Source organism: Mucilaginibacter sp. OK268, assembly GCF_900103125.1.
In the GTDB taxonomy this organism is placed as follows: Bacteria; Bacteroidota; Bacteroidia; order Sphingobacteriales; family Sphingobacteriaceae; genus Mucilaginibacter.
Window position 1 is genome coordinate 584,106 of the sequence record NZ_FNJV01000003.1, and the last position, 24,242, is coordinate 608,347.

The window sequence follows — 24,242 nt, forward strand, 5'->3', positions numbered from 1 at the left end:
TTATTGCTCGTTACGATCTCTTGCCTGGCGTGCTGCCTCTTTGGCCCGCTCCATTTCTGTATAGTCATCGGCCACTACAAAATTGTCTTCTTCAACGCTTTCACACTCGTAAAGACGACGGCGGGTGGCTGTAGGTCTTTGCGTAGCCGCACCTTTGCTTTTAGCTTCCAGCATCTTTTGTATGATACGACCTTCATCTGCTGCCAGGGCCTTTTGTTTTTCGGCGTCCTTTTCAATATCCCAGTACAACACCCCATCAACAAAGGTTTTTTCGGCAACGGCATAAACAGACAATGGATCGGCCGACCATAAAACAATATCAGCGTCTTTTCCTGGCTTAATACTACCTATCCGGTTATCTACGTGCATCATTTTTGCAGGGTTCAGGGTTACCAGCTTTAAGGCGTCTTCCTCGCTCATGTGCCCGTAGGTTACCGCTTTCCCGGCTTCCTGGTTCAGGCGACGGGCCATTTCGGCATCATCAGAGTTAAAGCCTGTCACCAAACCCACTTCATGCATCAGCTTACCATTATATGGAATAGCCTCGGCCACCTCACTTTTGTATGCCCACCAGTCCGAAAATGTTGAACCGGCAATATTATGCGCTTTCATTTTATCCGCCACTTTATAACCTTCCAGTATATGGGTAAAGGTATTAATGCGGAAACCCATGGAATCGGCTACATGCATCAGCATATTGATCTCCGATTGTACATAGGAGTGGCAAGTGATAAAGCGTTTGTTATCCAATATCTCTACCAGGGCATCCAGCTCCAGATCCCTGCGGGTGGTACTTCCTTTTACGGCCCGGGCCGCTTTGTATTCTTTGGCGCGTGTAAAGGCATCTATATACACCTCTTCAACCCCCATGCGTGTTTGAGGAAAGCGCAGGGCAGCGTTATTAGCAGGTGCGCCATTATTGCTTCCTTTTACGTTTTCGCCCAGGGCAAATTTGATAAAGCCATCGCTGCCCGCAAATTTGATCTCCTCAGGTAACATACCCCAGCGATGTTTAATTAATTGCGTTTGACCGCCAATGGCATTAGCCGAACCATGCAATATATGCGATGTGGTTACCCCGCCTGCCAATTGTCTGTACAGGTTGATATCCTCTGCATCAATAACATCAGCAATGCGAACTTCTGAAGTAACCGACTGCGTACCTTCGTTAATCCCTCCGGTTGCTGCAATGTGCGAGTGCTCATCAACAATACCGGCAGATATGTGCTTGCCTGTGGCATCAATTACTTTTGCTCCTGCCGATGACAGGTTTTTACCAACTGCCTTTATTTTACCGTTTTCAATTAATACGTCAGTGTTTTTTAATATACCATCTTTTTCATTTGTCCAAACGGTACCGTTTTTTAGTAATACAGTCTCCGATTTGGGGATCTCGGTATTACCAAACGCTGTAAAAGGATAAATGACCGGCCCCACGCTTGCATTAGGTTTGGGGCTATCCTGCGGAGATCTGGATGGCGGTGCAGCACCGGTGAATGTTGCTGTCCACTTGCTCAATGATCCATCCGGAAATACAGCATCACCTTTCAATGTTACCGGTGAAACAGAAGCGATATATCCTGATAAACGAATAATACCTTCCGGGTTTTTCTTATAATCAAAATAGATGCTTACTCTGTCGCCAGCCCTGGTGATAGTGCCGCGGGTACGGGTGCTATCTACCCCAGAACGTTTAATACTCACTTCGTATGCACCCGGCGTACCGTTGATAATTAAAGAAGTATTGGCAAAGCCTGTTCCGTTAATTAAGTAATTGCCACGCAGATCGGCAACGTTCATTTTACTTACCACATATTGGCGGCCTTCTGTCCAATTCTCATAAATAATGTTATCTGGTTTGAATAGATCGCCTGAAGTAATAATAAAGCTGGCCAGTTTACCTTTGGTCAAAGTGCCTACCTTGTCAGCTACACCAAGCATTTCTGCCGGAATGGTTGTCAATGAGTTCAGGGCTTGTTTTTCGCTAAGTCCGGAGGTGATGGCACTTCTGATATTTGTCCAAAAATCACGGGCATTAGTTAAGCCAAAGGAGGTTATGGCAAATTTCACACCTGCTTTTTCCAAAGCTCCTGGATTGGTTGGAGCCAGTTCCCAGTTTTTTAATTGCTCATATTTAATGCTCCGGGCATCCATTGGATCTTCCACATCATAAGGTTCCGGGAAATTTATGGGGATGATAAATTCACTGCCTGTAGCCTTTATGGCAGCAATGCGCTGATATTCCTGACCATCTGTTTTATAAATATAATGACGACCAAATTCTTTGGCTATTTTGTCTGCCCGTAAAATGCTTTGCGGATCAGTTACCTCAAAAATCTGGGGCAGGTTTTGTGTCCGGTTAAACTCATCAAGGGAAATATTGTATTCTCCTTTTTGTGTTTTATACCACTGCGCATCATAGTAGGTTTGACGCAGCAGGGCAATACTACCCATTAGTGATGATGGATAATTGGTAGCAGCCGTACCTTTATTGAAAGAATAATGTGCCGCTGCCTGATCATTCAGCATCACTAAATTGTCGCGCTCATCACCTAAGCTCACTACAACCGAAGTTCCGCGGGCAATTCCATCGTGTATGAGCGATTGCACTGTACTGAAGCCATTCTTCTTTAAATCTTCGCTCTTTACAGCATCTCCATGAAATACCGTTTTGGCATTCATTTCGGGTTTTATGGATTCATTCCAGCCATAAGCTCCCGGTTTTGTTGATACGGGCACAATGGTTCTCCCGCCAAAACCTCCGGCTCCAAAGGCTTGTCTCGGTTGTTCAGGCATGCCATAAGTGGAATAAGCATCAATTAGTCCGGGGTAAATAAATTTCCCTTGCAGGTTAACTACGGTATATCCTTTGGGAATAGGGATATCCTTACCAACGGCTTCAATTATCCTGTCTTTAACCAATAAGGTGCCCCCGTTTATTGTTTGATCGGCACTGCTTACTATGGTACCATTTGTAAAAGCGTATTGCCCCGGGCGGATATCCCACGCACCGTTAACCGGGAACGTTTCCTGCGCGTCGCAGATTTTAAGAGCAAAAAAGAGAAAGCAAAAAAGTATTGTTTTTTTCATATGTATCGACTTAATTCTAAATTTATTAATTAAGCTCATAAAAAAAATAAATATTTTAATTATCATAGGTTTGTTACATCCAAGCAGCCATATTAAACCTTATGAATACCATTTTTAATAAGTTTTGGGTGATAGTAACAAGGTATTATAACCGCTGAAGTTTAAGTGTTAGTCCATCAGATTAAAAGACGAAGGCTTTGCTGTTAATAACAGCAAAGCCTTCTGAGCAGATCACTTTTTTGAATAAGCTTACTGCTTTCTAATTATATCCCGGGTTTTGGATCAGCTTAAGGTTTTTATTTACCTCTGTTAAGCTAATAGGTAAAAAATACATTTTATCAAGCCATTGCCTGTTTTCGATCCCGTTATCAATTGCAGGCGTATAGGTATAATTATAAATAGTTTCGTCATGCTTGTAAGGTGACGGAGCTGTTTTACCGGGCTTTAAAGTACCGGTTACTGTTATAAAGATCAACTTTTGGCCCAGGGTAGCAGGCGCTATCATCCAGCGACGTGCATCATGGAATCGCTGTTCTTCATAAACCATTTCAACCCTCCGCTCATTCCGGTAACGTTGCCTCAGCGCATCACCCGATTCTGTAAGGGCTGGCATCCCCGCACGGAAACGAATCTTATTGAGCCAGGTACGGGCTTCGGCATCCTGCCCTAATTCGATACAGGCTTCAGCATAATTAAATACCGCTTCAGTATACCTGAAAAACGGCCATGGAATAAATTGTTTAGTGTTATTATCTACAACGTTCGGGTCGATATCAATAAATTTGCGCACATAGTAACCGGTCCAGCTGCCGTTCCAGTTTTCGATGCTGCTTTGGCGGGTATCCAGACCAGCCAGCGTTCCTGAGCCTACCTGGTAGCTTCCGGTTTGAATTTGATTGGCAGGGTCAACATTACCAGATATCTTATCGCGGGGTTTCCATCCGGCACCATCAAACAAGATAGAAGCATAGAACCGCGGATCCCTGTTTTTATAAGGCGCAGCTTTATTGGCCGGGTTATTCCAGTCGAATTTAGTGCCATCGATGTTTTCATAGTCGCTCACTAAATTTTCAACCGGTGTATTACCTGCCCAGTTATGATAGCCATTGGGGCCATTATTTAAACCTACATTTTCGCCGCCTTCATCTTTACCTGCAACAAAATACCGGGCAAAAATAAGTTCAGATGCCGCGGCGGCATCAACAAATTTAGCTTTACTACCACCGCCCATCGCTATAGAAATATAACTATTCTTAGCTCCATTAACAGAATCTGGAGCCGTTAAATTCAGCTTGTACCCTGTACCGGCAGCATCTAAAACCGCTTTGGCCGCGTCTTTTGCTGCCTGCCAGCGAGCTGTCCTGTCGCCACTTATATAACCTAAAAGTTCGGGATGCGCGTAGGAACTGATCACCGCGGATTTAGCCTTAGCAGTAGGTATATCATGCAAATCACTCGCGGCATATAACAGCACGCGTGATTTTAATGCCAGCGCCGCTGGCACAGTTGCCCTGCCAGCATCCATCGTTTTGCCGGTTAATAGGGTAATAGCACTGTCACAATCGGTGGTAATAAATTTAATACAATCGGCATAACTATTTCTCGCGGCCGAATAATCCGCTTCGTTAAGCTTATATACTTTGGTAATGAGTGGTATCCCCCCATAATACCGTACCAACTGCTGATAATAATAAGCCCGTAAAAAATGCGACTCCCCTTGCAAGCGTTCTTTGAGTGATTGATCAATTGGGGCCTTGACCAGATTCTGCAATGCCACATTACAGGTCCTGATATGGTTATACATGCTTCCCCACTCATAGGTATTGTTTGTCCAGCCGATATTGGTTGGGCCAACAGTACCTTCGTTAATAACATTTATGCTTCTGCCTGGATGGGTAAATACGGCTTCGTCTGATAGGGAAGCCAGCTCCTGCTCATCAAAACCTCCATTGCCTAAGCCGTTATAAATTTCGTTTACAAAAGCGGCAGAAAGGGCACCATTTTTCCAGGTATCTTCAGATTGCACTTCTGTTAGGGGCTTGGTATTTAAAAAATCTTTCTTACACGAGGTAAGTAACGCGCCCGAAACAATTAATACAGTTAAAATATGTTTGATTAAATTTTTCATGGTTTTCGTTATTAAAAGGTTACTCTGATACCGGTGTTTAAAATTCTTGACTGCGGATAATACTGTCCGCTGCCTGAAAGTGATTCCGGATCCCATATTTTCAATTGATCCCAGGTAAGCAGGTTAAGACCGCTTACATACACCCTTAAATTGCTCATTCCTATTTTTTGAGCTATTTGGCCGGGCAGGTTATAACCCAGTTCCACATTTTTTAAGCGGAGATAGTTGGTGCTTCTGTAGAAATAAGTACTGGGATTGTTATTAACCGAATACCAGGTATCGCCCCGGTTGGCTATCCGCGGGTCAACGCTGCTTGGTTTATCCACAGACCAGCGATGGTCATAAGTGTATTGGAGGTAATTCCCAATATCGCCAGATTCTGTATTGATAGGCAGATAACCGCCTGTAGCACCCTGGAATAATATCGACAGGTCAAAGTTTTTATATTGTAGGTTGAGAGAGAAACCACCTGTAAATGTTGGTGTAATACCTCTGTTGAGCCGTTCGCGGTCATCACCGTTAATTTTACCATCGCCGTTAACGTCCTTGAATTTCAGGTCACCAGGTTTAAGCTGCGGAGTTAGCCCGCTGTAATCTAACTTATTGGCATTAATTTCGGCCTGATCTTTAAACACACCGTCTGAAATGTATAAAAGCGGTGCGCCGATAGGATGTCCTGTGGCAAACTGATATGGTGGTGCACCAGGTGCTTCATCCTGGAATATAATTTTGTTTTGGGCATACCCACCGTTGATGCTTACATTATATCTGAGTTCACCTATCTTCCCTTTATACCCTATCTTAAACTCATAACCCTTATTATTAACCTTGCCTATATTTTCGGGAGGTAAAAGATTGCTTATGCCCGTACTTGCCGGTGTAGATCCCTGCCGTTCCCAAAGTATATTGGTTCGCTTGTTATAGAAATAATCAAATTCAAAATTAATACGGCCTTCGAGTAGCTCCCCTTCTAAACCGATATCATAATTATTGGCTACTTCCCAGGTAAAATTAGGATTAGGTACCCTAAGCTCATATAAGGATTTGGTTACCTGATTATTAAATATGTAACTACCGAAACCATAGGTTGACAGGTATTGATTTTCTTGCAACGTGTTATTGAAATATGGCTCAGCCCCCATTTGTCCATATGAGGCGCGGATCTTTAAGTAATTGATGGCCTTAAAGTTGCTTTTCCAGAAATCTTCCTGCGATATGTTATAGCCTAACAATAAGCCGGGGAAAAATCCAAAACGGTGTGCTGCCGGGAAAATATATGACCCGTCATAACGCCATAAAAACTCCGCCAGGTACTTTTGCTTATAGTTGTAGGCTGCTCTGCCAAAATAACTTAACCGCGCCCGCTCATAAGCACCGCCTGAATTATCTTTTTCCGCGTCGCCACCGGCAAATAACTGGTCAACATCTGGCGAAAGAAAATAACGGCGATAGGCGCTAAAATAATCATCACTGATGGTTTCACGTGTTACGGCTGCCATCAGGTTAATGGTATGATCACCAAAAGTACGGTCGTAATTAACAAAACCACCCAATAAAACATTCAGTTTATTTTCATCGCTTTGCGATAACCGCGGATCGGTAAAAGTAGAGCGTACACTAGGTGTAAGTACAGGGGTTTTGCCATCTGCTTCATATGATTTATGATCCCAGTAATACAACGTCCATGGTGTCGACCATACCTTGTTACGCTGTATAAATTTATCGATAGAAGCTGTACCTGTCAGTTTTAAGCCCTCCACTCCCGGGATTTGTAATTCTACCTTTCCGTTGGTTTGAAAATAATCTCTTCTGTCCCTGTTATAACCCGTTTTGTTGGTTGTAATTACGATAGGGTTCTGACCGTTCTCGATATCCGGGCCAGGTAAACCGTTGGGCCAAACCTCCTGTTCTGTTGGTTTACCACGCATCAGCATCCGGAATATAGATCCTGCACTTTGTGTGGGAAAATTTCTGGCCTCCTCACGTGCAGTTACGCCAATACTGGTATTGATATACTTATTTACCTTGGCATCCAGGTTTACGCGAAAGTCATACTGCTTATAGCCGGTCGCCGAATTTTTATAATAACCATCTTGGCTGGTATAACCCAGGGAAGTCAGGAATTTAACATTTTCAGATCCACCATTAAGTTGAAGATTGTGGCGGCTTTGGGGCGACCATGTTTTTAGTGTGGTACCAAACCAATCGGTATTGGGATGACCAAGAGGATCTGAACCATCTCGGTATTTTTGTATATCGGCAGGTTGAAAAGCAGCGTTAATTACTTTACCACTCTGTTGCTTGTAACTACCAGCTGTGTTAAAAGCCGACCATGCAGCACCCCATTCAGATACAGGTGTATCGCTATTGTATAAAGTAATTTCATTATTCAACGTGGCGTACTCGGCAGCACTGGACATTTTGGGTATTACAGTTGCCTGCGCAAAGCCCTGGTTAAAATCATACGACAATTGTGTTTTTCCTGATTTACCGTGCTTGGTGGTGATCAGAATTACACCATTTGCCGCCCTTGAACCATAAATCGCGGCTGATGCGTCCTTTAAAACCGATATGCTTTCTACATCGGCCGGATTTAAACGCTCTAAACCTCCGGCCCTGTCTGGTACACCATCAATAACCACAAGGGCATCACTGTTACCCAGGCTGTTTGTTCCGCGGATGTGGATAGCAGAGCCATCATAGCCAGGTTCGCCGCTGGATTGTACGGCTGTAACTCCGGGTAAACGCCCGGCCAGCGTATTTGATAAATTTACCGTAGGCGACTTTTCCAGATCGGCCCCTTTTACAGATGCCACAGCACCGGTAACAGTTACCTTTTTCTGAACGCCATAGCCCACAACTATAACCTCGGTGAGGCCTTTTGAGGAGGCTTGCAGTTTAATATTAAAGGCATTTTTCCCATTAACAGGAATCTCTAAAGTATTGTAACCAATGTAGGTTATCACCAAAACGCCATCATCAGGAGCAGTGATAGTAAAGTTTCCCTTAACATCGGTTACAGTGCCGTTATTGCTACCCTTAACCATGACCGATACACCGATCAATTTCTCACCTGTAGCCTGATCGCTTACATTACCGGATACTTTTATAGGGGTATTTATGTTATTTTTTCTTCCCGATATGGTTTTTGGCAATATTTTCCGGGTATTAGTAACACCCGCATAGGATAGCGGTGCAAATATCAGAACTATTAATATTTGGTACAGAACAGTTTTACAAACTTTTAGCAGGGGGGTATTCCTATCCAAATTGTGTTTCATAGCTTTTTAAAATTAGTTAATACTTAATTTGTGTAATAAGATGTGTAGATTCTTTCAGGAGGAAATCAACATGTAATGGCCTCCCTGACATTACATAATCGTTTTAGCTCATTTTTCCATAGGCAATTGTTTTAGTTTATTTTTTACTAATTGGTTAATTCAATAAAAAGGCTGATATAAGCGATACCCGGTATACGGGTGTCTGGGCAAGGGCAAATAATATCACGTCCTGATACTCTGGGATTTGAGTAAGAGGGTGCTGTGTACTAATTGCTGTTTCTGATAAAAAGTTGATAAGTGCACTTTATCAACCAGGAATTACCAGGTAAATGTTTAATTATCAATAGGTTCTAAGGGACAATAATTGTCCTAATAACACTTCTTTAATTGGCAGAGCTAATATAATAATATTTAAATAAGTTGTACCCCGGATAAGAATATTAATAAATCATGGAAAATATTTACGCTAAGGAAAGCCGGTAGATATCTTTATTAAAAGTTGATTATGACAAAACAGCATGCTTTTTTAATGGATTTACGCGGAATGCGGAAATTATTACAGCCTTTTTTAATGGGTTCATTTATTGATGGCTAATGTTTGAAAGGATTTATATGGATCAGTATTCTTCGACCATTATTAATGCCGTAGAGAAAGTTAAAACGGCAGTGGTCAAAATCGAACTTTTTAAACAACAAAAAGGCAAAGAACAACCGATTGGCTCAGGCTCTGGTTTCTTGTTTTCTTCAGATGGGTATCTTTTCACCAACAGCCATGTGGTGCAACAGGCAGAGATAATTAAAGTTAAAATGCATGATGGAACTACGCATGTGGCTACCCTGGTAGGTCAGGATCAGGATACAGATCTGGCTATACTAAAAATATCGGCCTCTGATTTTATACCGGTTCACATGGGCGACTCTGAAGTCCTGGCAATAGGTCAATTGGTTATAGCCATTGGAAACCCATTAGGTTTTCAGCATACCGTAACGGCGGGCGTTGTAAGCGCCCTTGGCCGAACACTTCAAGGTCAAAACGGGCGATTGATGGACAGCATGATCCAGACAGACGCGGCTTTAAATCCGGGAAATTCCGGTGGCCCGCTGATCAATACAGACGGAGAAGTAATTGGAGTGAACACTGCCACGATAAGTGGAGCCCAGGGCTTATGTTTTGCTATCAGTATCAATACAGCAAAAGATATAGCCAGCCAGCTGATACGTTTTGGAAAGGTTAAAAGGGCTTATCTGGGTTTGGTGCTGCAACAAATAGATATTGTGCCCAAACTAAGAGCAATAGCCGAAGTATCGAATAAACAGGCTTTGTTTATTTCTGATGTTGCGAAGGGAAGCCCTGCAGACAAAGCCGGCATTCAAAGCGGGGATATCTTATTTTCATTTAATGATGTGGCCATTGAAAGTTCAGATACGCTTTTTAAGTTGTTATCTGAAGAAAAAATAGGGCAATTTCAGTTTATAGGTATCTTAAGGAACAATTATAAAACTGAGTTTCGTGTTACACCTATTCAAAAAAATTAATTGGTGAATATCTTTATCTAAAATCGACTGTTTGGAAAACTTTCCAGACAGTCGATTTAATGTAGTTATACATCAGATCTTCAGGAAGATTTTATTCCGGTATAAAATATAGAGGAGTGTAAGCTGTATAATAACTATCGAAACAGCGCTCCAGAAAGTTTGCCAGTTTTGGGACAGGTGATGAATAAGTCCGCCAAAAAAGAAATTGGCCGTATGCTGAAAATCGACCATCCCTTCAGCTGCTAAATAAATAATAATGGAATTTACCCCTATAAGCACAAAAGGGAAAGCCCACTTGCGGTAACCGGCAACATCGATGATCAGATAAAAAACCGAAAGAAAAACAAGACTCCATCCGCCAACAAATAAAACAAAAGAGCTTGTCCATAAGCGTTTGTTGATCGGGAAAACCATATTCCACAGCATACCCAGGGATATTAATACCAGACCTGCAATAAAAAGCCCAAGCCCTTTTTTCCACATGGGCCATTTTGTTGATTCATGCTTTAAAAATTGCCCGGTAAATATGCCCAACATAGCCGTACCAATTGCCGGAATGGTGGATAATATCCCTTCGGGATCATGCACTTTGTCATGTAACCTGCCGGGAAGCAGTAAACGGTCGATGTACGATTCCAGGCTTCCGTTCATGGTTAAAACACCGGCCCCATAACCCGGAACCGGGATCAGCTCCATTGCCGCCCAATAACCCAGTAATAATATACCGAACCATAGTATTTGCCCCCGTAAACCAAAGTTTAGATAGATGAGACCTGCAAAAAACCAGGCCAGGCCAATGCGTCCGAGCACGCTGGCAAAGCGGGTATTTTCATAACCATTAAACTTAAACAGCCCGTTAACTACCATGCCTAAAAAAAGCAGGATCAAGGTTCGCCTGATCATTGATTTATAGATTTCTTTTTTTGCGGCGGAGGGCAATAAATCAGGATAAGCAACCTCATATTTGCTGATCTTATTACTCATGGAGTATGGCATGGAAACCCCGGCGATAAACAAAAACAGCGGGAAGATCATGTCATAAAAGGTGATCCCATTCCAATCGGTATGGTGCAGCTGGCCCGACATCCATAAAAATAGTGGCCAGCCCGTAGCTTTAGCCAGGGCGTGGATAACGCCCTCCCCACTCATGATCCAGAACATATCAAAACCCCGCAGGGCATCAAGTGATAGCAGGCGTGCTGGTTTTGTGGGAATTTTAACGTCGCTCTTTCCCATCTTATTTAAGGTCTTCTCCCATCACATTTCTGTACTTTTTATATAGTTGCTCAGCAATAACCACACTGTTTCCCGAAGGTGATACGGGATAACTTTTCCTGGTATTAACCCACTGCCATTCCCATGCGCTGATCGATTTATCAAAAGCTTTAAGATCCGGCGTTTTATCAGTTTTCAATGATTCACCCAGCAGATCAAAAAATTGTTGCCAGCGTACTTTATAAAAATCGTTCAACAAGCCGCTCCACTGCCTGCACGAATATTCATGCAGCGGACTATTCTCATCCCCCCAAAGGGTAATCAGGTTACGGGCATTCCGCTCGTATAGATTTTTTTCTTCTTCATTGCTTCCCCAGTTGCGGGCACCAGCTATCCAGAGACCCAGTAAAAAGTCTTTACGGGTAGCCAGCAACTTATCCATATCCGCTATAAGCCCCAGGTATTCGCCGGTGTATTGATCAAATGCCTTGCGGTCTTTATCGTTATAGGCCTTTAGCCATTTTAACTGCAATGGCCTGGCATAATTGGCCAGTGCCTGGCGGGAGACATCAACCAGATCATAATTAAAACCGTCGCTTTTCTGGCAGGCAGGAATAGCCTCTATCATTTTATCCCATGCGGGTAACAGATCCTTGCGTTTATAATTCAGCCTGGTACGTGTCCAAACAGCTGCGGAATCAAGCGTGGGCCTGCCTGTGATGATGGATTCGGCGCCATCACGGATATCTTTCCCGTTAAAAACAGTATTTCGCAGTGTTTGCCAAGCCCCTAATGCGGCAGTACTTTTTGCACCATAGCGGTTCAGGATATATTCGGGCAACCACTTATCCAGATCAATTGGTTCTTTTTGCCAGGTGTTCTGGGTCATCAACTCATACAACACCGGTGTTTGTTCGATGGCTTCCATGGTTAGACCAATACCTACCATGCGGCCCGAGGCCGGATCATGAAGCGCCGCAGCGGGTTCTTTTGCCACTGCATCTATCCTGCCAAATAAACTGATATTGCCGCCGTAATTATGCAGCATGTTCCAGATCCATGGTTTGCCGTAAAAGGCGTTGGTGCGTTTCCAGATAGGTTCAAAATCTGTATTCAGATCCAAAACAATCATGTGTTCATTGGGCACGGCATTCAATAAAGCTTTAATTTGCTGATCGTGCCAAAACTCGCGGTCGCTGAAAAACAACCAGCCTTGCATTACCCAAACCGCTTTAGGATCAGCGCCCTTCATTCCATCGTACACCCGGGCACTCAATTCAGCCAAAAACTTGGGATCATTGGATGGCGGCTCGTTTTCATTAAAGGTATCTGCCGAATACAAATGATCCGTTCCGTATATCCTGGTTTGTTCGTGGATAAATTTCTTGCCGATCTCTGCAAATAAAGGATCTTCAGAATCCAGGATATAAGTATCGGCAAACCCATTTTTCCAGTTGGTTTGCTTCAATTTAGCTTTGGGGAAATGTGTTTTAAACGAAACGGGAACATGCCCTGTAAAGGCCGGCAGCACAGGTTTTAAGCCCAGCTCCCGCTCTCTTTTCAATATTTTTAATTGCAGGTCTTTGTGGTTGTTTATCCAGCTTTCGGGTAAAGGGCCATCCCATTTATCCATATTGCCCATATAAAACCATCCAAAGTAAGCTGGGCCGGTAAAAAAGTCCTGCATATCGGCTTTGCTAAATCCCATGTCGCTGTATACCTTATTCCATACATATTCCTGCCCGGTAATGGCCAGAGGCATATTAATACCATGCAGGGCCATCCAGTCAATCTCCTTTTCCCAGCGTTTCCAATCCCACCAGCTCATGCTGTAACTGTAGGTGCAATAGTTTAAATAATAGCGATAATCATAAGGCGTGTTTTTCCTGACTTTTTTAGATGGGACAGGTAATCTGGCGGGTAAATTCAGATTTGTACCGTTCCAGGTTATTTGACAATGCGTGTACTGCGTTAGATAATAATACAGCGCCGAAGCCACTGCAATACCATTATTGCCCCGCAGAATGATCATCCCATTGGCGCCATCAACCTCAAAAACATCTTTGGAAGTATTACTTTGCAACGGCTGAATTCTAAACTTCTGCGAATAACCTGGTATTACCCTTTTGATGAGTGCATAAGAAGCCGGCAGGTTCAATTGTGCATGAGCATTGGTAAAAACGCCACAAATAAAGCAGATCAATAAATATTTGAAGCGGCCTTTATTACCTATCATCATTTTTTTTCTTTTAATAATTTTTTCACCCCAAATCATCAGCAATAAACTACTGTATTTTAATAAATTTCTTATCGTCTCCCGGCAGTTGGATATCCTGCAATAACGGTTCCTTTACATTGTTCAGGATCATGATAGGCAATATATCAGTACGGACAACGCTTACCTTTTCCAGTGTCAGCTTGTTTACATCATCAAAAATAAAAGGGGTACGAAAATCTTTACCGGCATAAGTTACACGGATATTTTTCATTTTTATACCAGTGGCATGCCTTACATAAAATCCGGAAGCCGGTAATTCCCCAAACATGGAGAACTCGGGGTAGCTGGTTATTTTTTCAGGGATCTTGGTTAAAGAATCCGGGTTAAAATAAGCCACCTGTTTTTTGGCGATACCAGCATAACTGATGTCAATATTTTCGAGGGTAATATTATTGGGTACAAAGCCGGGGATACCGGTAATAGAAGAAGGGAAAACATTATGGGCAAATTGTTCGGGAGGTCCATCCATGTGATAACCCTTGTCCGGCTTACCTGCAGGTATCTCACACTTAACATTCCCGATATAGACGTTATTAATTGACCCTGGCGCGCTTTTTTTATTGCGTTTCCCCAGGCGGATAAAAATGGCATTACCTGTATTTTTCGCAACTATATCCCTGATATCAATGTCGCTTATCGCAGCGCCATCCACCGATTCAATGGCGATAGCTGAGCGGTAAGTATCATATACGTAAATATTCCGAACCGTTATTTTTTTAAATCCCCCCCAGGACGCCGTTCCCATTTTAAAGGCACTGGCACTCGAACGTATCCGGCAGTTAGCGATATATATATTTTCGCAGGCACCTTGCGGATCAGATGATTTCAGACAGATACCATCATCGGCCACATTAAAAAAACTATTGGTCAGCTTCACATTTTTACAGTCGACCAAATCGATCCCATCATTGTTTAAAAATGTATTGCTGATCACTTTGATACTGTCAATAACCATATTGGTACAGCTTCTGTAATCCTGTATCCAGCACAAGCCATTTTTAATGGTGATATTTTTAAGGGTAACCTTATCGCATTTTTCAAAAACAATGAGTTTGGGTCTGTTATCCTCCTCCGGGCGTAGTTGGTGCCAGTCGTTATAGGTTTTCCATTCCGTATCTTTCAGCGTACCATCGTTCAGCATCCGGTAAATATCTTTTAGCAAAGCCTCGCCCTGCCCGTTGATAGTCCCCTTCCCGGTGATGGAAATATTTTGCTGTCCTTCCGCACGGATGAGCGGAGATGCTTTTCCAGTACCGTAGGTAATACGCTTGGTAGATGCACATAATTCAGCACCCGCAGCAAGATGCAATTCGACATTTGAACGTACATGGATAACGCTGGTCACAAATTTACCAGCAGGGAACCAAACAGTACCCCCTCCTGCTTCAAAGGCCTGGTCAATAGCCTTTTGGATAATGAGGGTATTATCGGTTTTGCCATCAGCTATCGCTCCAAGGATTTTGATATTATATACCTTTCGCTGCGCAAATGCCGTATTGAGGAAGACTAATGAAAATATGAATAATAGGGTTGATCTCATACTATTTTAAATGATTTAAAACCATTATTTGGTTTTAATCTATCTGCTTATGATCAAAATTATAACAATCGGTTTTATTGAAGAAAGATAGAAATAAATCCCCGGCCATAAATGGCCGGGGATCTTAAATAAGAACTATCAATAACCCGGATTTTGGGTTAATTTAGGGTTTAACTGCATTTCTGGTCTTGGAATAGGGAAAATGCGTTTATTGGGGTTAGCATCGGTTTTTATGCCCCATGGTTTTTCAAATTGTCCAAACCTGATCATGTCGTTTCTTCTCCAGCATTCCATGGCCAGCTCTCTACCCCGTTCGTCCAATATATCCTGCAAAGCCACAGAAGCAAGCCCGGTAGCTTTGGCACGCGTACGTACCTGGTTAACCAATGTTAATGCAGTTTGGCCGTTGGTAGCAGTTGCTCCCCTTACTATGGCTTCAGCTTTTTCTAATAAAACATCGGCATACCTAAACATCGGCACATCGTTACTTTGGTTACGGGTGGTACTCAGGCTATCTGGATAAAATTTATTATTTCTGTAGCCTTCTTCGTTAGCCAATTCATCATTACCAATATCAAAAGTCGCGTTGTTTTTCCATACAATATCCGGGGTAAACTCCAATTGATGTACAACAACTCCGGTAGGGTTAGGGCCGCTGTAACTGGCATCAAGGCCTATATTAGTTGTGGTAATGTTAATCGGTGTTCCGTCGTTATTATATTGTTTGCCTACAAGGTATTGTTTTTTGCGAACGTCGTTCGCATCGTTAAACAGGGCGTAATATTGTTTATAAGTATATACAGGCCCATCGGGAGTGTAAGGCATTTTATACTTAGCAGCTAAATTGGGATTGATTGTCCACCGCGCATAATACATGCCCTGCGCCAGTAAAGCGTCATAAGGTATGGCAAAAATAAAATCTTTTACCGCCGGTCCGTTACTTGGTTTAAACATGCCTAAATAATCACTATCCAAACTATATTGGCCTCCTTGTATAATGTTATCGCACATGGTAACCGCATCCTGGTATCTTGGTGTTCCTATATAGTATTCTGCATTCAGATACATTTTAGCCAAAATGGCGTAGGCCAGGTATTTTGTTGGTCTACCATAAGTGGAGACACCTACGGTCGCGCTCAAATTAGGAATTTGCGCCAGTAACTCGCTTTCAATAAAAGCAAATACCGTGGCCCTTGGTTGTGTGCCTAAATTGGTGGTATCGCCAAAGGTTTTAGATATGGGCACATTGCCAAACAGGTCCATCATATAAAAATATGATAAGGCGCGCATGGTTTTTATTTCGGCAATAGTTTGTTGTTTAGCTGTACTTTCAGGTGCTGACGCAAATACCGACAATACCTTGTTACAGTTACTGATGGTAGTGTACCCCCATGACCAGCATGATTCTACCATGCCGTTATCTGGTGTTACGGTATGTAAATTTACCGTGGAGTATGTACCGCCATCTAACCAGTTACCGCCACGGGCCACCAGTACGCTTTCGTCTGTACTAAGGTTTTGTAACAGCCAGTACTCACGGCCTGGTGAGGTGCGGAATGAGGTATAAATAGGACCGGTTGCTGCCACAAATTGTGCAGCTGTTGTAGGGAAATTGCTGGGTGTAAGCGCAGACTTTGCGGCAACATCCAATTTTGTACAGCTCGGCAGGTAAACTGCTCCAGCAAGCAAAGCCACGACGATGCTGAGTTTCTTATATATTTTTATGTGGTTCATGTCAATTAAGTTTTAGGTATTATAAATCTACTTGTACGCCAGCCAGGAAACTCCGTGTTTTAGGATAAAAGTTATTACTATCTACTCCTATAAACTGGCCACTGTCCTGGTTATTCAGGCTCAGGTTCAACTCTGGGTCAACACCTTTATACTTTGTAATGATAAAGAGGTTGGTACCGGTAACATATAAACGTAACCCATGTATATAGTTACCCTGGATCTTAGTTTTGTAAGACAAGGTTGCATTACTTAACCGCACAAAAGTGCCGCTTTCAAGGTAACGGGTTGAGTATAAGTTTGCATTTACATCATTACCTGGTTCGCTCAATGTTAACACGGGTACGCCATGTGCCGAGGCTTGCGTAGGCTGATTAAAGCTTGCTAATGAGGCATTCATGATTTTATTACCTCCCTGGCCACGGAAAAAGAAATTCAGGCTGAATTTTTTATAAGTAAAATCGTTACCCCAACCAAATGTATAAGTTGGCTGCGCGTTGCCGGCATAAGTTTGATCGGCACTTGTTGGTGTGGTAGTAGGCTGGCCATTGGCGCCAAGAAAGGTTGATATGCCATTGGTACGCCCGAGGTATTTCAAAGTATAAAACTCACCAAGCGGGTATCCGGCTTCAATAATGGAAACGTTAATACCGCTCTGTCCCGGACCTTCCGGATCACCTTTATAAATTTTTGAAAGGTTAGCCCCCATTGAGGTGATCTTGTTTTTATTAAAAGCAATATTTCCATAACTGCTCCAGGTAAAGTCCTTTGATTTTACAGGGGTCCCGTTTAAAGATACTTCAACTCCTTTATTGCTCATACTGCCTACGTTGGCGGTAGTAGTACCCACAAAATTATTAATCAGAGCAACGGGTACACCGAAGATCATATTAGTTGTTTTTTTGTTGTACACATCAACTGATCCGCTCAATCGTCCTTTAAGTATCGAGAAATCAATACCGCCGTTTAAGGTAGCTGTGCTTTCCCACTTTAAATCGGGATTTGGATTTTGAGTTATACCAATAGCATTAGTAAAAGCTCCATTATAATAAAAGTAGCCGGTTGAACTGTATAATGTTTGCGGTGTATATGGATTGAATCCTACAGAATTACCGGTTTGTCCATAACCTACACGAAGTTTCAGATCATCAAACAAAGTTTGTGATTTCATAAACGATTCGTCGATAACCCGCCATGCAGCTGAAACGGCAGGAAAATATCCCCAGCGGTTATTGGTACCGAACGCGTTTGAGCCATCACGACGTATAGAGGCCTGAAAAATATACTTGCCCAAATAGCTGTAGTTTAAACGCGAGTAAAATGATATTAAGCGTAACGTATTAAATGATGTGCTTGTATTTCCAAGATCAGAGTTAAGACCGGTCTGGCTACCTAAACCCAGGTTATAATAACTGGTCACATCGGATGGAAAGCCCTGAGATGCTGACTGAAAGCCATTGCCTACCGTAGTTTCATCATACGAGTAACCAAACAAAGCCTTAAAATCATGCTTATCGTTCCAGTTATGGGTATAGGATAAATAGTTTTCAAATACCTTTTTGGTATCCTCATAGGTTGAGCGTATAGCTTTTCCACCTAGGCTTGGAGCCAGCTCTGAAGCCGAATCATAATAACTATTATTATTGGTGGTCCTGCTCTGATAGGCCAGGTTCAAATTATACAATAAACCAAATGGTAATTGCAGCTCGGCTTTGGTATTAGCCAATAAAAGATTGATTTTTTGTTGATAGGTATCATTGGTGATCAAGCCTACAGGGTTATAACCCAATTTTAAAGTAGGGTCATTATACAATGTACCATCAGCATTATAAATTGTACGGGTTGGCAAATATTGTACTATTGATTTGAACAAGCCCGGGCTTTGACCATTTGCTGTGTATAACGGAATATCGTTCACCAGTAAACCTGAATTGGTTACTGAATTACTGACAGAAAAGTCAAGTTTCAATTTATCATTCAATGTTTTTTGCGATACGTTAAGCCTGCCGATAACACGCTTTAAATTACTGGTTTTCACAATGCCCTGGTTATCCAGATAATTTATACTTCCGCCGTAAAGTGTTTTATCTGTACCGCCGCCAAATGAAAGGTTATGGTTCTGAGAAAAACCACTGCTGCGTTCCACTGCTTTTTGCCAGTCGGTATTACCTCCGTTATCATTAGCCGGTGTAAAACTTTGTCCGTTGGCTTTAACATAAGCCCTTAACTGATCGGCGCTGGCCACTTTAAATGAGTTAGATATTTTATCCATTGATGCATAAGCATCATAGGTCATCCTTAACTGCCCTGGTTTGGCTTTTTTGGTGGTAACAATAATTACCCCATTAGTGGCCCTGGTACCATAAATAGCGGCAGCAGAGGCATCTTTTAATACATCAATTGATGCGATATCAGATGGTGCAAGTAATTTAAAATCGGCATCAGGTACGCCGTCAATTACATAAAAAGCTGATGAACCGGCAGGACGTACGGTTGAGGGACCGCGGAGTGTAACTGTTGCATTTCCGTTAGGGTTACCATCATTGGTAATATTTAAACCGGCTACCTTACCTTCTAACAGATCGGCAGGTGTTGATACCACACCCGCGTTAAATTGCTCAGCCTTAACAGTCGAAATGGCGCTGGTTAGCTGCCTTTTGGTACTGGTACCATAACCTACCACCACCACTTCATTCAGCCCCTTCTGATCCTCATTAAGTATAACATTAAGTACTGTTTGGTTTTCGATCAGCACCTCTTTCATCTCAAACCCTATGAAGCGGAATTGAATAATACTCCCCTTCTCGGCATTAATGGTAAATGTTCCATCAACTGAAGTTGAGGTAACCGTAGATGTACCTTTAACTTGTACGGTTACTCCAGGAATGGAAACACCTTTTTTATCTACCACCTTGCCGGTAATGCGTATCGGAGCCTGTTTCTCTGTTTGATCTGCAGATGGCTGGCCTGGTTCCTTGATAATGATGGTATTTTCATCCAGTTCATAGGTTAATGGCTGATCTTTAAATATTTTCATCAGCACCTCACTAAGCTCTGTGTTGGTAACGTGTATGGTTATTGGCCGGGCTTTTTTGATAACCTGGTTATTATACATAAACAAATACCCGGTTTGTTTTCGTAATTCTCTCAAAACCGATCTGAGGTCGCCGTTTTCTTTGGAAAGGCTAACTTTTTGCGCCATGGTTGATGCGCTCAGGTGCATGGTCAGTACAAATAAAAGGACGCCCGTTAGTTTCATTATCCGTAATACCTGTTTAAAATAGCTATCGCGTAGGTTTGTGTCATTAAGCCCCCTGCCATAAGGCATAGGGGCTTTAGAATGTAGAAGTTGTTTCATACATTTGAATGTTTGGGTTAAGTTTAAAATCAATGGTTACAATTGTAATTTGGGTTGATCCAATCATTTAGCCTCCCTGGCCGGAATCCGGGGGGGCTTGCTTTTGGATACCCTTTTTGCGGGGCTTATGTCTTATGTTTTCTCATCCTATAGGGGTTTTATTGATTTTTGATTAATTGGTTAATATTCTTCTATATTATTTTTTTTCGACCGTTACAATGTTTCCGTTAATCGTAAACTTTGCCCCACCAGTCGATTCCAGGATCTTAAATACCCTGGATAAATTACTATCTTTTCTGATCTCTCCAGTAAAATTCAGGGTTGGCTTAGGTCCTTTGTAAAACACCTCAATGTTATACCATCTGGCAAGTTGAAGCATTACATTATCGATCTCGGTATTATCAAACAGGAACAAGCCATTTTTCCAGGCCAAAATATCATCGGTATCCACTGTTTTCACGTTGAACTTATGGCTACCAGGCTCATAAACCGCTTGCTGGCCCGGTACTAATAACTGATTTTCCTGCCCCTGTGAAATTTTCACTGAACCTTCTAAAAGCGTTGTTTTAAAAGCAGGCTGATCATTATATGCAGAAATATTAAAATGGGTTCCTAATACCTCCACCGTTTGAGCACCAAAATGCACCCGGAAAGGCATGTTTTTATTCTTGGCAACTTCAAAATAGGCTTCACCAGATATCGTCACCATTCTTTCTTTACCTGTAAATGCTATGGGATAAGTAATGGATGATTCTGCATTGAGCATAACCGTGGTACCATCAGGTAGTTGTAGTTTATATTGCCCTCCACGCGGAGTCGACATGGTATTATAAACAGGCGCTTCACCAGCAGATACACCTTGTTTATAGGCCAGTTCGCCGTTGGCCAGCTTTACAACAGAGGCATTCCCCTGCTGTGCCAGCGTTCCGTCCTTTGCATCATTCAATACAATCTTTGTCCCGTTTGAAAGCGTCAGGATAGCTTTATTGCCACCGGGCTTTACATCATTACGAGATTTAGTTAGGCCAAGCTGTTCCGAAGAGTTCCGGCTTACATAAACATACAAACCGGCAGATAAACATAAGAATATAGCGATGGCCGCTGCATACCTTACCCATAAAAACCTGTTGCTGGTTATGGGCACAACCCTATTCGTAAAACTGTCTGTTGAATTTTCACCCAAAACGGCATTCAATATTTTTTCGCGTTTGCCTTCAGCAAAAGGATCTTGTGCTGCCGACTTACCCGACATATACATTTCCTCCATTAATGAGGTAACCATAGCCTCAGAACCAGGATCATTGATGAGACGCATCAATTCATCCCGTTCATCCACGGTTGCTGTTTTATCAAAATATCGACGGAATAAATAGGTTAATCTTTCAGACATGCTTTTCAGTCTTATATCACTAAAGACCCAAAAGAATTAGAAAAGGGGTAATGCCTGAAAAAATATTTTTAAATAAAAATCAACGGGGTTAATAAAATCAGGAGGATGACATCATTATTTTCCAGACTGATGCTGTTTTTAATGGCCCGCAGGGCCAATTTCATGTGTTTTTTAACGGTTTCGGCAGAGATATTTAAAACTGTGGCGATCTCCTCATATTTTAAACGTTCGTTACGGCTCAGGAGATAAACTTTTTGCTGTTGCGGCGGCAATTTATTGATCGCTTTGTCAATCTGGATGCGATAAGACTCTTCCGTACTTACCTGATCCAGTTCATAGATCTCCTCTTCAAATTGTTTTTCCCAGGCTAACTGCCGTACCCGTTCATTTGCTTTTTTCCGCAGGAAATTGTAGGTCTGATTCCTACTGATGATAAACAGGTAATAACTAAAGTTATCTATTTCGGTGAGGCATTCTCTTTTAGTCCAGATCTTTATAAAAACATCCTGTACAATTTCTTCGGCCAATTCAACAGATTCTGTTAGCCTTACCACATAATCACCCAGCTGCTTATAATAAGCATCAAAAAGTTTTGTAAAAGCACGCTCGTTGCCGCAGGCTACCTGCTTTATCAACTCACTTTCATTGGATAGGGGTTTTATGGCCAACTTTTGCTTCTGTTAATTCCGTTTTAAATTTATGTAAAATTCGCTCCGGTCAAACTAATTTAACATAAAAAAGAAGGTACGATTTTTCAGCCTTTTGCACAATGAATCGTAATAGAATTTTATATGATAGTTATTGCCACGGAAAGGCCACAATTATAGAAACACGAAGGAACTGAATGTTTATTTACCTTTTATTAATTTAAGCGCTTCCTTTAAATTTCCGGGAGTAGCTGTTAAATTTTCCCAGGGATCCTGTATTTTCTTTACCCTTTCGGGCATGTTATAAATTGTATAATCAGATAGTTTAAGCTGATTATTCACTTCATGCCAATGTAAAGGAGCCGAGACCGTCGCTCCCGGCTTTGGTCTGACTGAATAAGGACAGGCCACTGTTTGCCCACGCCTGTTTTGTAAAAAATCAATATAGATCTTATTTTTTCTTTTTGCCGGGCTTCTTTCTACACTGGTTGTGCCTGGCAGCTCCTGATGGATCAGGTTGGCGGTATACTCGGCAAACATTTTAACAAAATCGTAATCATATTTTGCGCCGAGGTAGCAATAAATATGCAAGCCTTTTGAACCTGATGTTTTAATAAAAACATCAAGGTGCATGCGGTCAAAGATCTCTTTTGTTTTTAATGCCGCCTCTACCGCCTCGGTAAACGGTACATCATGAGGGTCAAGATCGATCACTACAAACTCCGGATTATCGGGTTTCTTATAGGAGCTTAGCCATGGATTAATTTCAATACAGCCCAGGTTTACCATATACAGTAAAGTCGCGGCATCTTTCCCGATGATGTAGTTGATATCTTTATCATTACTTTCCGAGTGCAGGGGCTCTGTTTTTATCCAGGCAGGTAAATGTGTGATATCAACATCCTTCTGAAAAAACCCACCGTCTTCGATGCCATTAGGTTGGCGGCGCATGGAGATAGGCTTATCTTTTAAATAAGGTACAATCCAATCCGCCATATGCCGATAATAGCTAATTAATTCGCCTTTGGTTATCCCCTCCTGCTTCCAGAAAACTTTATTCAGGTGAGTTACTTTCAACTTTGTACGACCAAATTCAATAGTTTCTTCATCGGCCATTTGTTTCTCAGGTGTTTCCATAATTACGCTCTCCGTGTCTTTATCTATTCGCAATCCTTTAAAAACGGGCTGTCTTAAATGACCATCCGCCGTCCACTCCGCATACCAGACCTCACAAACCAGTTCGGGCCGCAGCCAGGTTACTTTAGTGGCTTGATGGGGCTTTTCTTTGAAGGGCTTTTTATCTGTTTCTAACAGGTGCAATTTTTCATACAATTCTTTTAAGCTGGTTTCATTAAAGCCTGTTCCGCAATTACCAATGTACCGGATACTTTCGCCTTCATGAATACCTAATACCAGAGCCCCGAAATATTTTCTTGATCCGCCGGGTGCCGTATAACCACAAATAATAGCCTCCTGCGAGTTTCGTAATTTAAATTTCAACCACCTGTCTGATCGCTTTCCGCTGTGGTAAGTACTTTCTTCATCTTTACCGATAATCCCCTCCCATCCTAAGGACTGTGCTTTTTTAAACAGATCAATCCCGTTGCTCTCGATATGCGCATTGTAAATGATAGTCGCGCTATTCAATGGTTCTATCAATGCTTGCAATAATTTTTTGCGTTTCACTAATACCAGGTTGCGCAAATCGTGTCCTTTAAGGTTCAGCAGATCAAAAACATAATATTTAAGGATCAAATTAGCATTGTCATCTTCATAATGCTGAATATCCTGGAAACGGCTTTTACCACTTTTATCCTCAATGACTAACTCCCCATCCAATACGGCATCCTGCTCAATCTGTTTTAGCTCATCTATTATTTTATCATACTTCTTACTAAAATCTATCCCATTACGCGAGATCAGTTTCGCATCTTTACCAGTATATCCAATGGCGCGATAGCCATCCAGTTTGCGCTCATATACCCAGCCTTTGTTGTCAAAAACCTTGGTTTCCAACTTAGCCATCATGGGTGTATAAGCTTTTTCAG

The 24,242-nt window shown here is 42.1% G+C and carries 12 protein-coding genes; 1 reads left to right on the forward strand and 11 read right to left on the reverse strand.

The annotated features are described in order from the left end of the window. The 3 genes from BLR84_RS12885 to BLR84_RS12895 form a co-directional block, all read right to left on the reverse strand. Window positions 1-3,090 (reverse strand): amidohydrolase family protein, encoded by a 3,090-nt coding sequence (locus tag BLR84_RS12885; protein ID WP_090469283.1) that lies wholly within the window; start codon window positions 3,088-3,090, stop codon window positions 1-3. A gap of 259 nt (window positions 3,091-3,349) precedes the next feature. Further along, on the reverse strand, window positions 3,350-5,218 hold the full coding sequence (locus BLR84_RS12890) for a RagB/SusD family nutrient uptake outer membrane protein (RefSeq protein WP_090468512.1): 1,869 nt from the start codon (window positions 5,216-5,218) through the stop codon (window positions 3,350-3,352). Window positions 5,219-5,229: 11 nt separating this feature from the next. Beyond that, window positions 5,230-8,499 carry a SusC/RagA family TonB-linked outer membrane protein gene (locus BLR84_RS12895; protein ID WP_090468514.1) on the reverse strand — a complete coding sequence of 1,090 codons (3,270 nt, stop codon included), beginning with the start codon at window positions 8,497-8,499 and terminating at the stop codon, window positions 5,230-5,232. A 612-nt stretch (window positions 8,500-9,111) separates the two neighbouring features. On the opposite strand from BLR84_RS12895, the gene BLR84_RS12900 reads away from it, so the two are divergent. Beyond that, the gene (locus BLR84_RS12900) at window positions 9,112-10,035 is read left to right on the forward strand and encodes a S1C family serine protease (protein WP_090469285.1); all 924 of its coding nucleotides are present in this window, start codon (window positions 9,112-9,114) and stop codon (window positions 10,033-10,035) included. Between the two features lie 72 nt (window positions 10,036-10,107). Here the strand turns inward: BLR84_RS12900 and BLR84_RS12905 are convergent, their stop codons facing one another. From BLR84_RS12905 to ligD, 8 genes are all read right to left on the reverse strand, one after another. Further along, window positions 10,108-11,271, reverse strand: coding sequence for an acyltransferase family protein (locus BLR84_RS12905; RefSeq protein ID WP_090468516.1), 1,164 nt, complete (start codon window positions 11,269-11,271; stop codon window positions 10,108-10,110). A gap of 1 nt (window position 11,272) precedes the next feature. Beyond that, the gene (locus BLR84_RS12910) at window positions 11,273-13,489 is read right to left on the reverse strand and encodes an alpha-N-acetylglucosaminidase (RefSeq protein ID WP_255366931.1); all 2,217 of its coding nucleotides are present in this window, start codon (window positions 13,487-13,489) and stop codon (window positions 11,273-11,275) included. 46 nt (window positions 13,490-13,535) lie between these two features. Then, entirely contained in the window at window positions 13,536-15,068 is a 1,533-nt protein-coding gene (locus BLR84_RS12915; protein WP_090468518.1) for a glycoside hydrolase family 28 protein, read from the reverse strand. A 138-nt stretch (window positions 15,069-15,206) separates the two neighbouring features. Then, window positions 15,207-16,802, reverse strand: coding sequence for a RagB/SusD family nutrient uptake outer membrane protein (locus BLR84_RS12920; RefSeq protein WP_090468521.1), 1,596 nt, complete (start codon window positions 16,800-16,802; stop codon window positions 15,207-15,209). 19 nt (window positions 16,803-16,821) lie between these two features. Further along, a complete protein-coding gene (locus BLR84_RS12925) occupies window positions 16,822-20,157 on the reverse strand; it encodes a TonB-dependent receptor (RefSeq protein ID WP_090468523.1) in 3,336 nt (1,111 codons plus the stop codon). Window positions 20,158-20,353: 196 nt separating this feature from the next. Then, window positions 20,354-21,547 (reverse strand): FecR family protein, encoded by a 1,194-nt coding sequence (locus BLR84_RS12930; RefSeq protein ID WP_090468525.1) that lies wholly within the window; start codon window positions 21,545-21,547, stop codon window positions 20,354-20,356. Between the two features lie 68 nt (window positions 21,548-21,615). Further along, entirely contained in the window at window positions 21,616-22,215 is a 600-nt protein-coding gene (locus BLR84_RS12935) for an RNA polymerase sigma factor (protein ID WP_090468527.1), read from the reverse strand. A gap of 180 nt (window positions 22,216-22,395) precedes the next feature. After that, window positions 22,396-24,222 (reverse strand): DNA ligase D, encoded by a 1,827-nt coding sequence (gene ligD, locus BLR84_RS12940; RefSeq protein ID WP_090468529.1) that lies wholly within the window; start codon window positions 24,220-24,222, stop codon window positions 22,396-22,398. Window positions 24,223-24,242 lie beyond the last annotated feature (20 nt).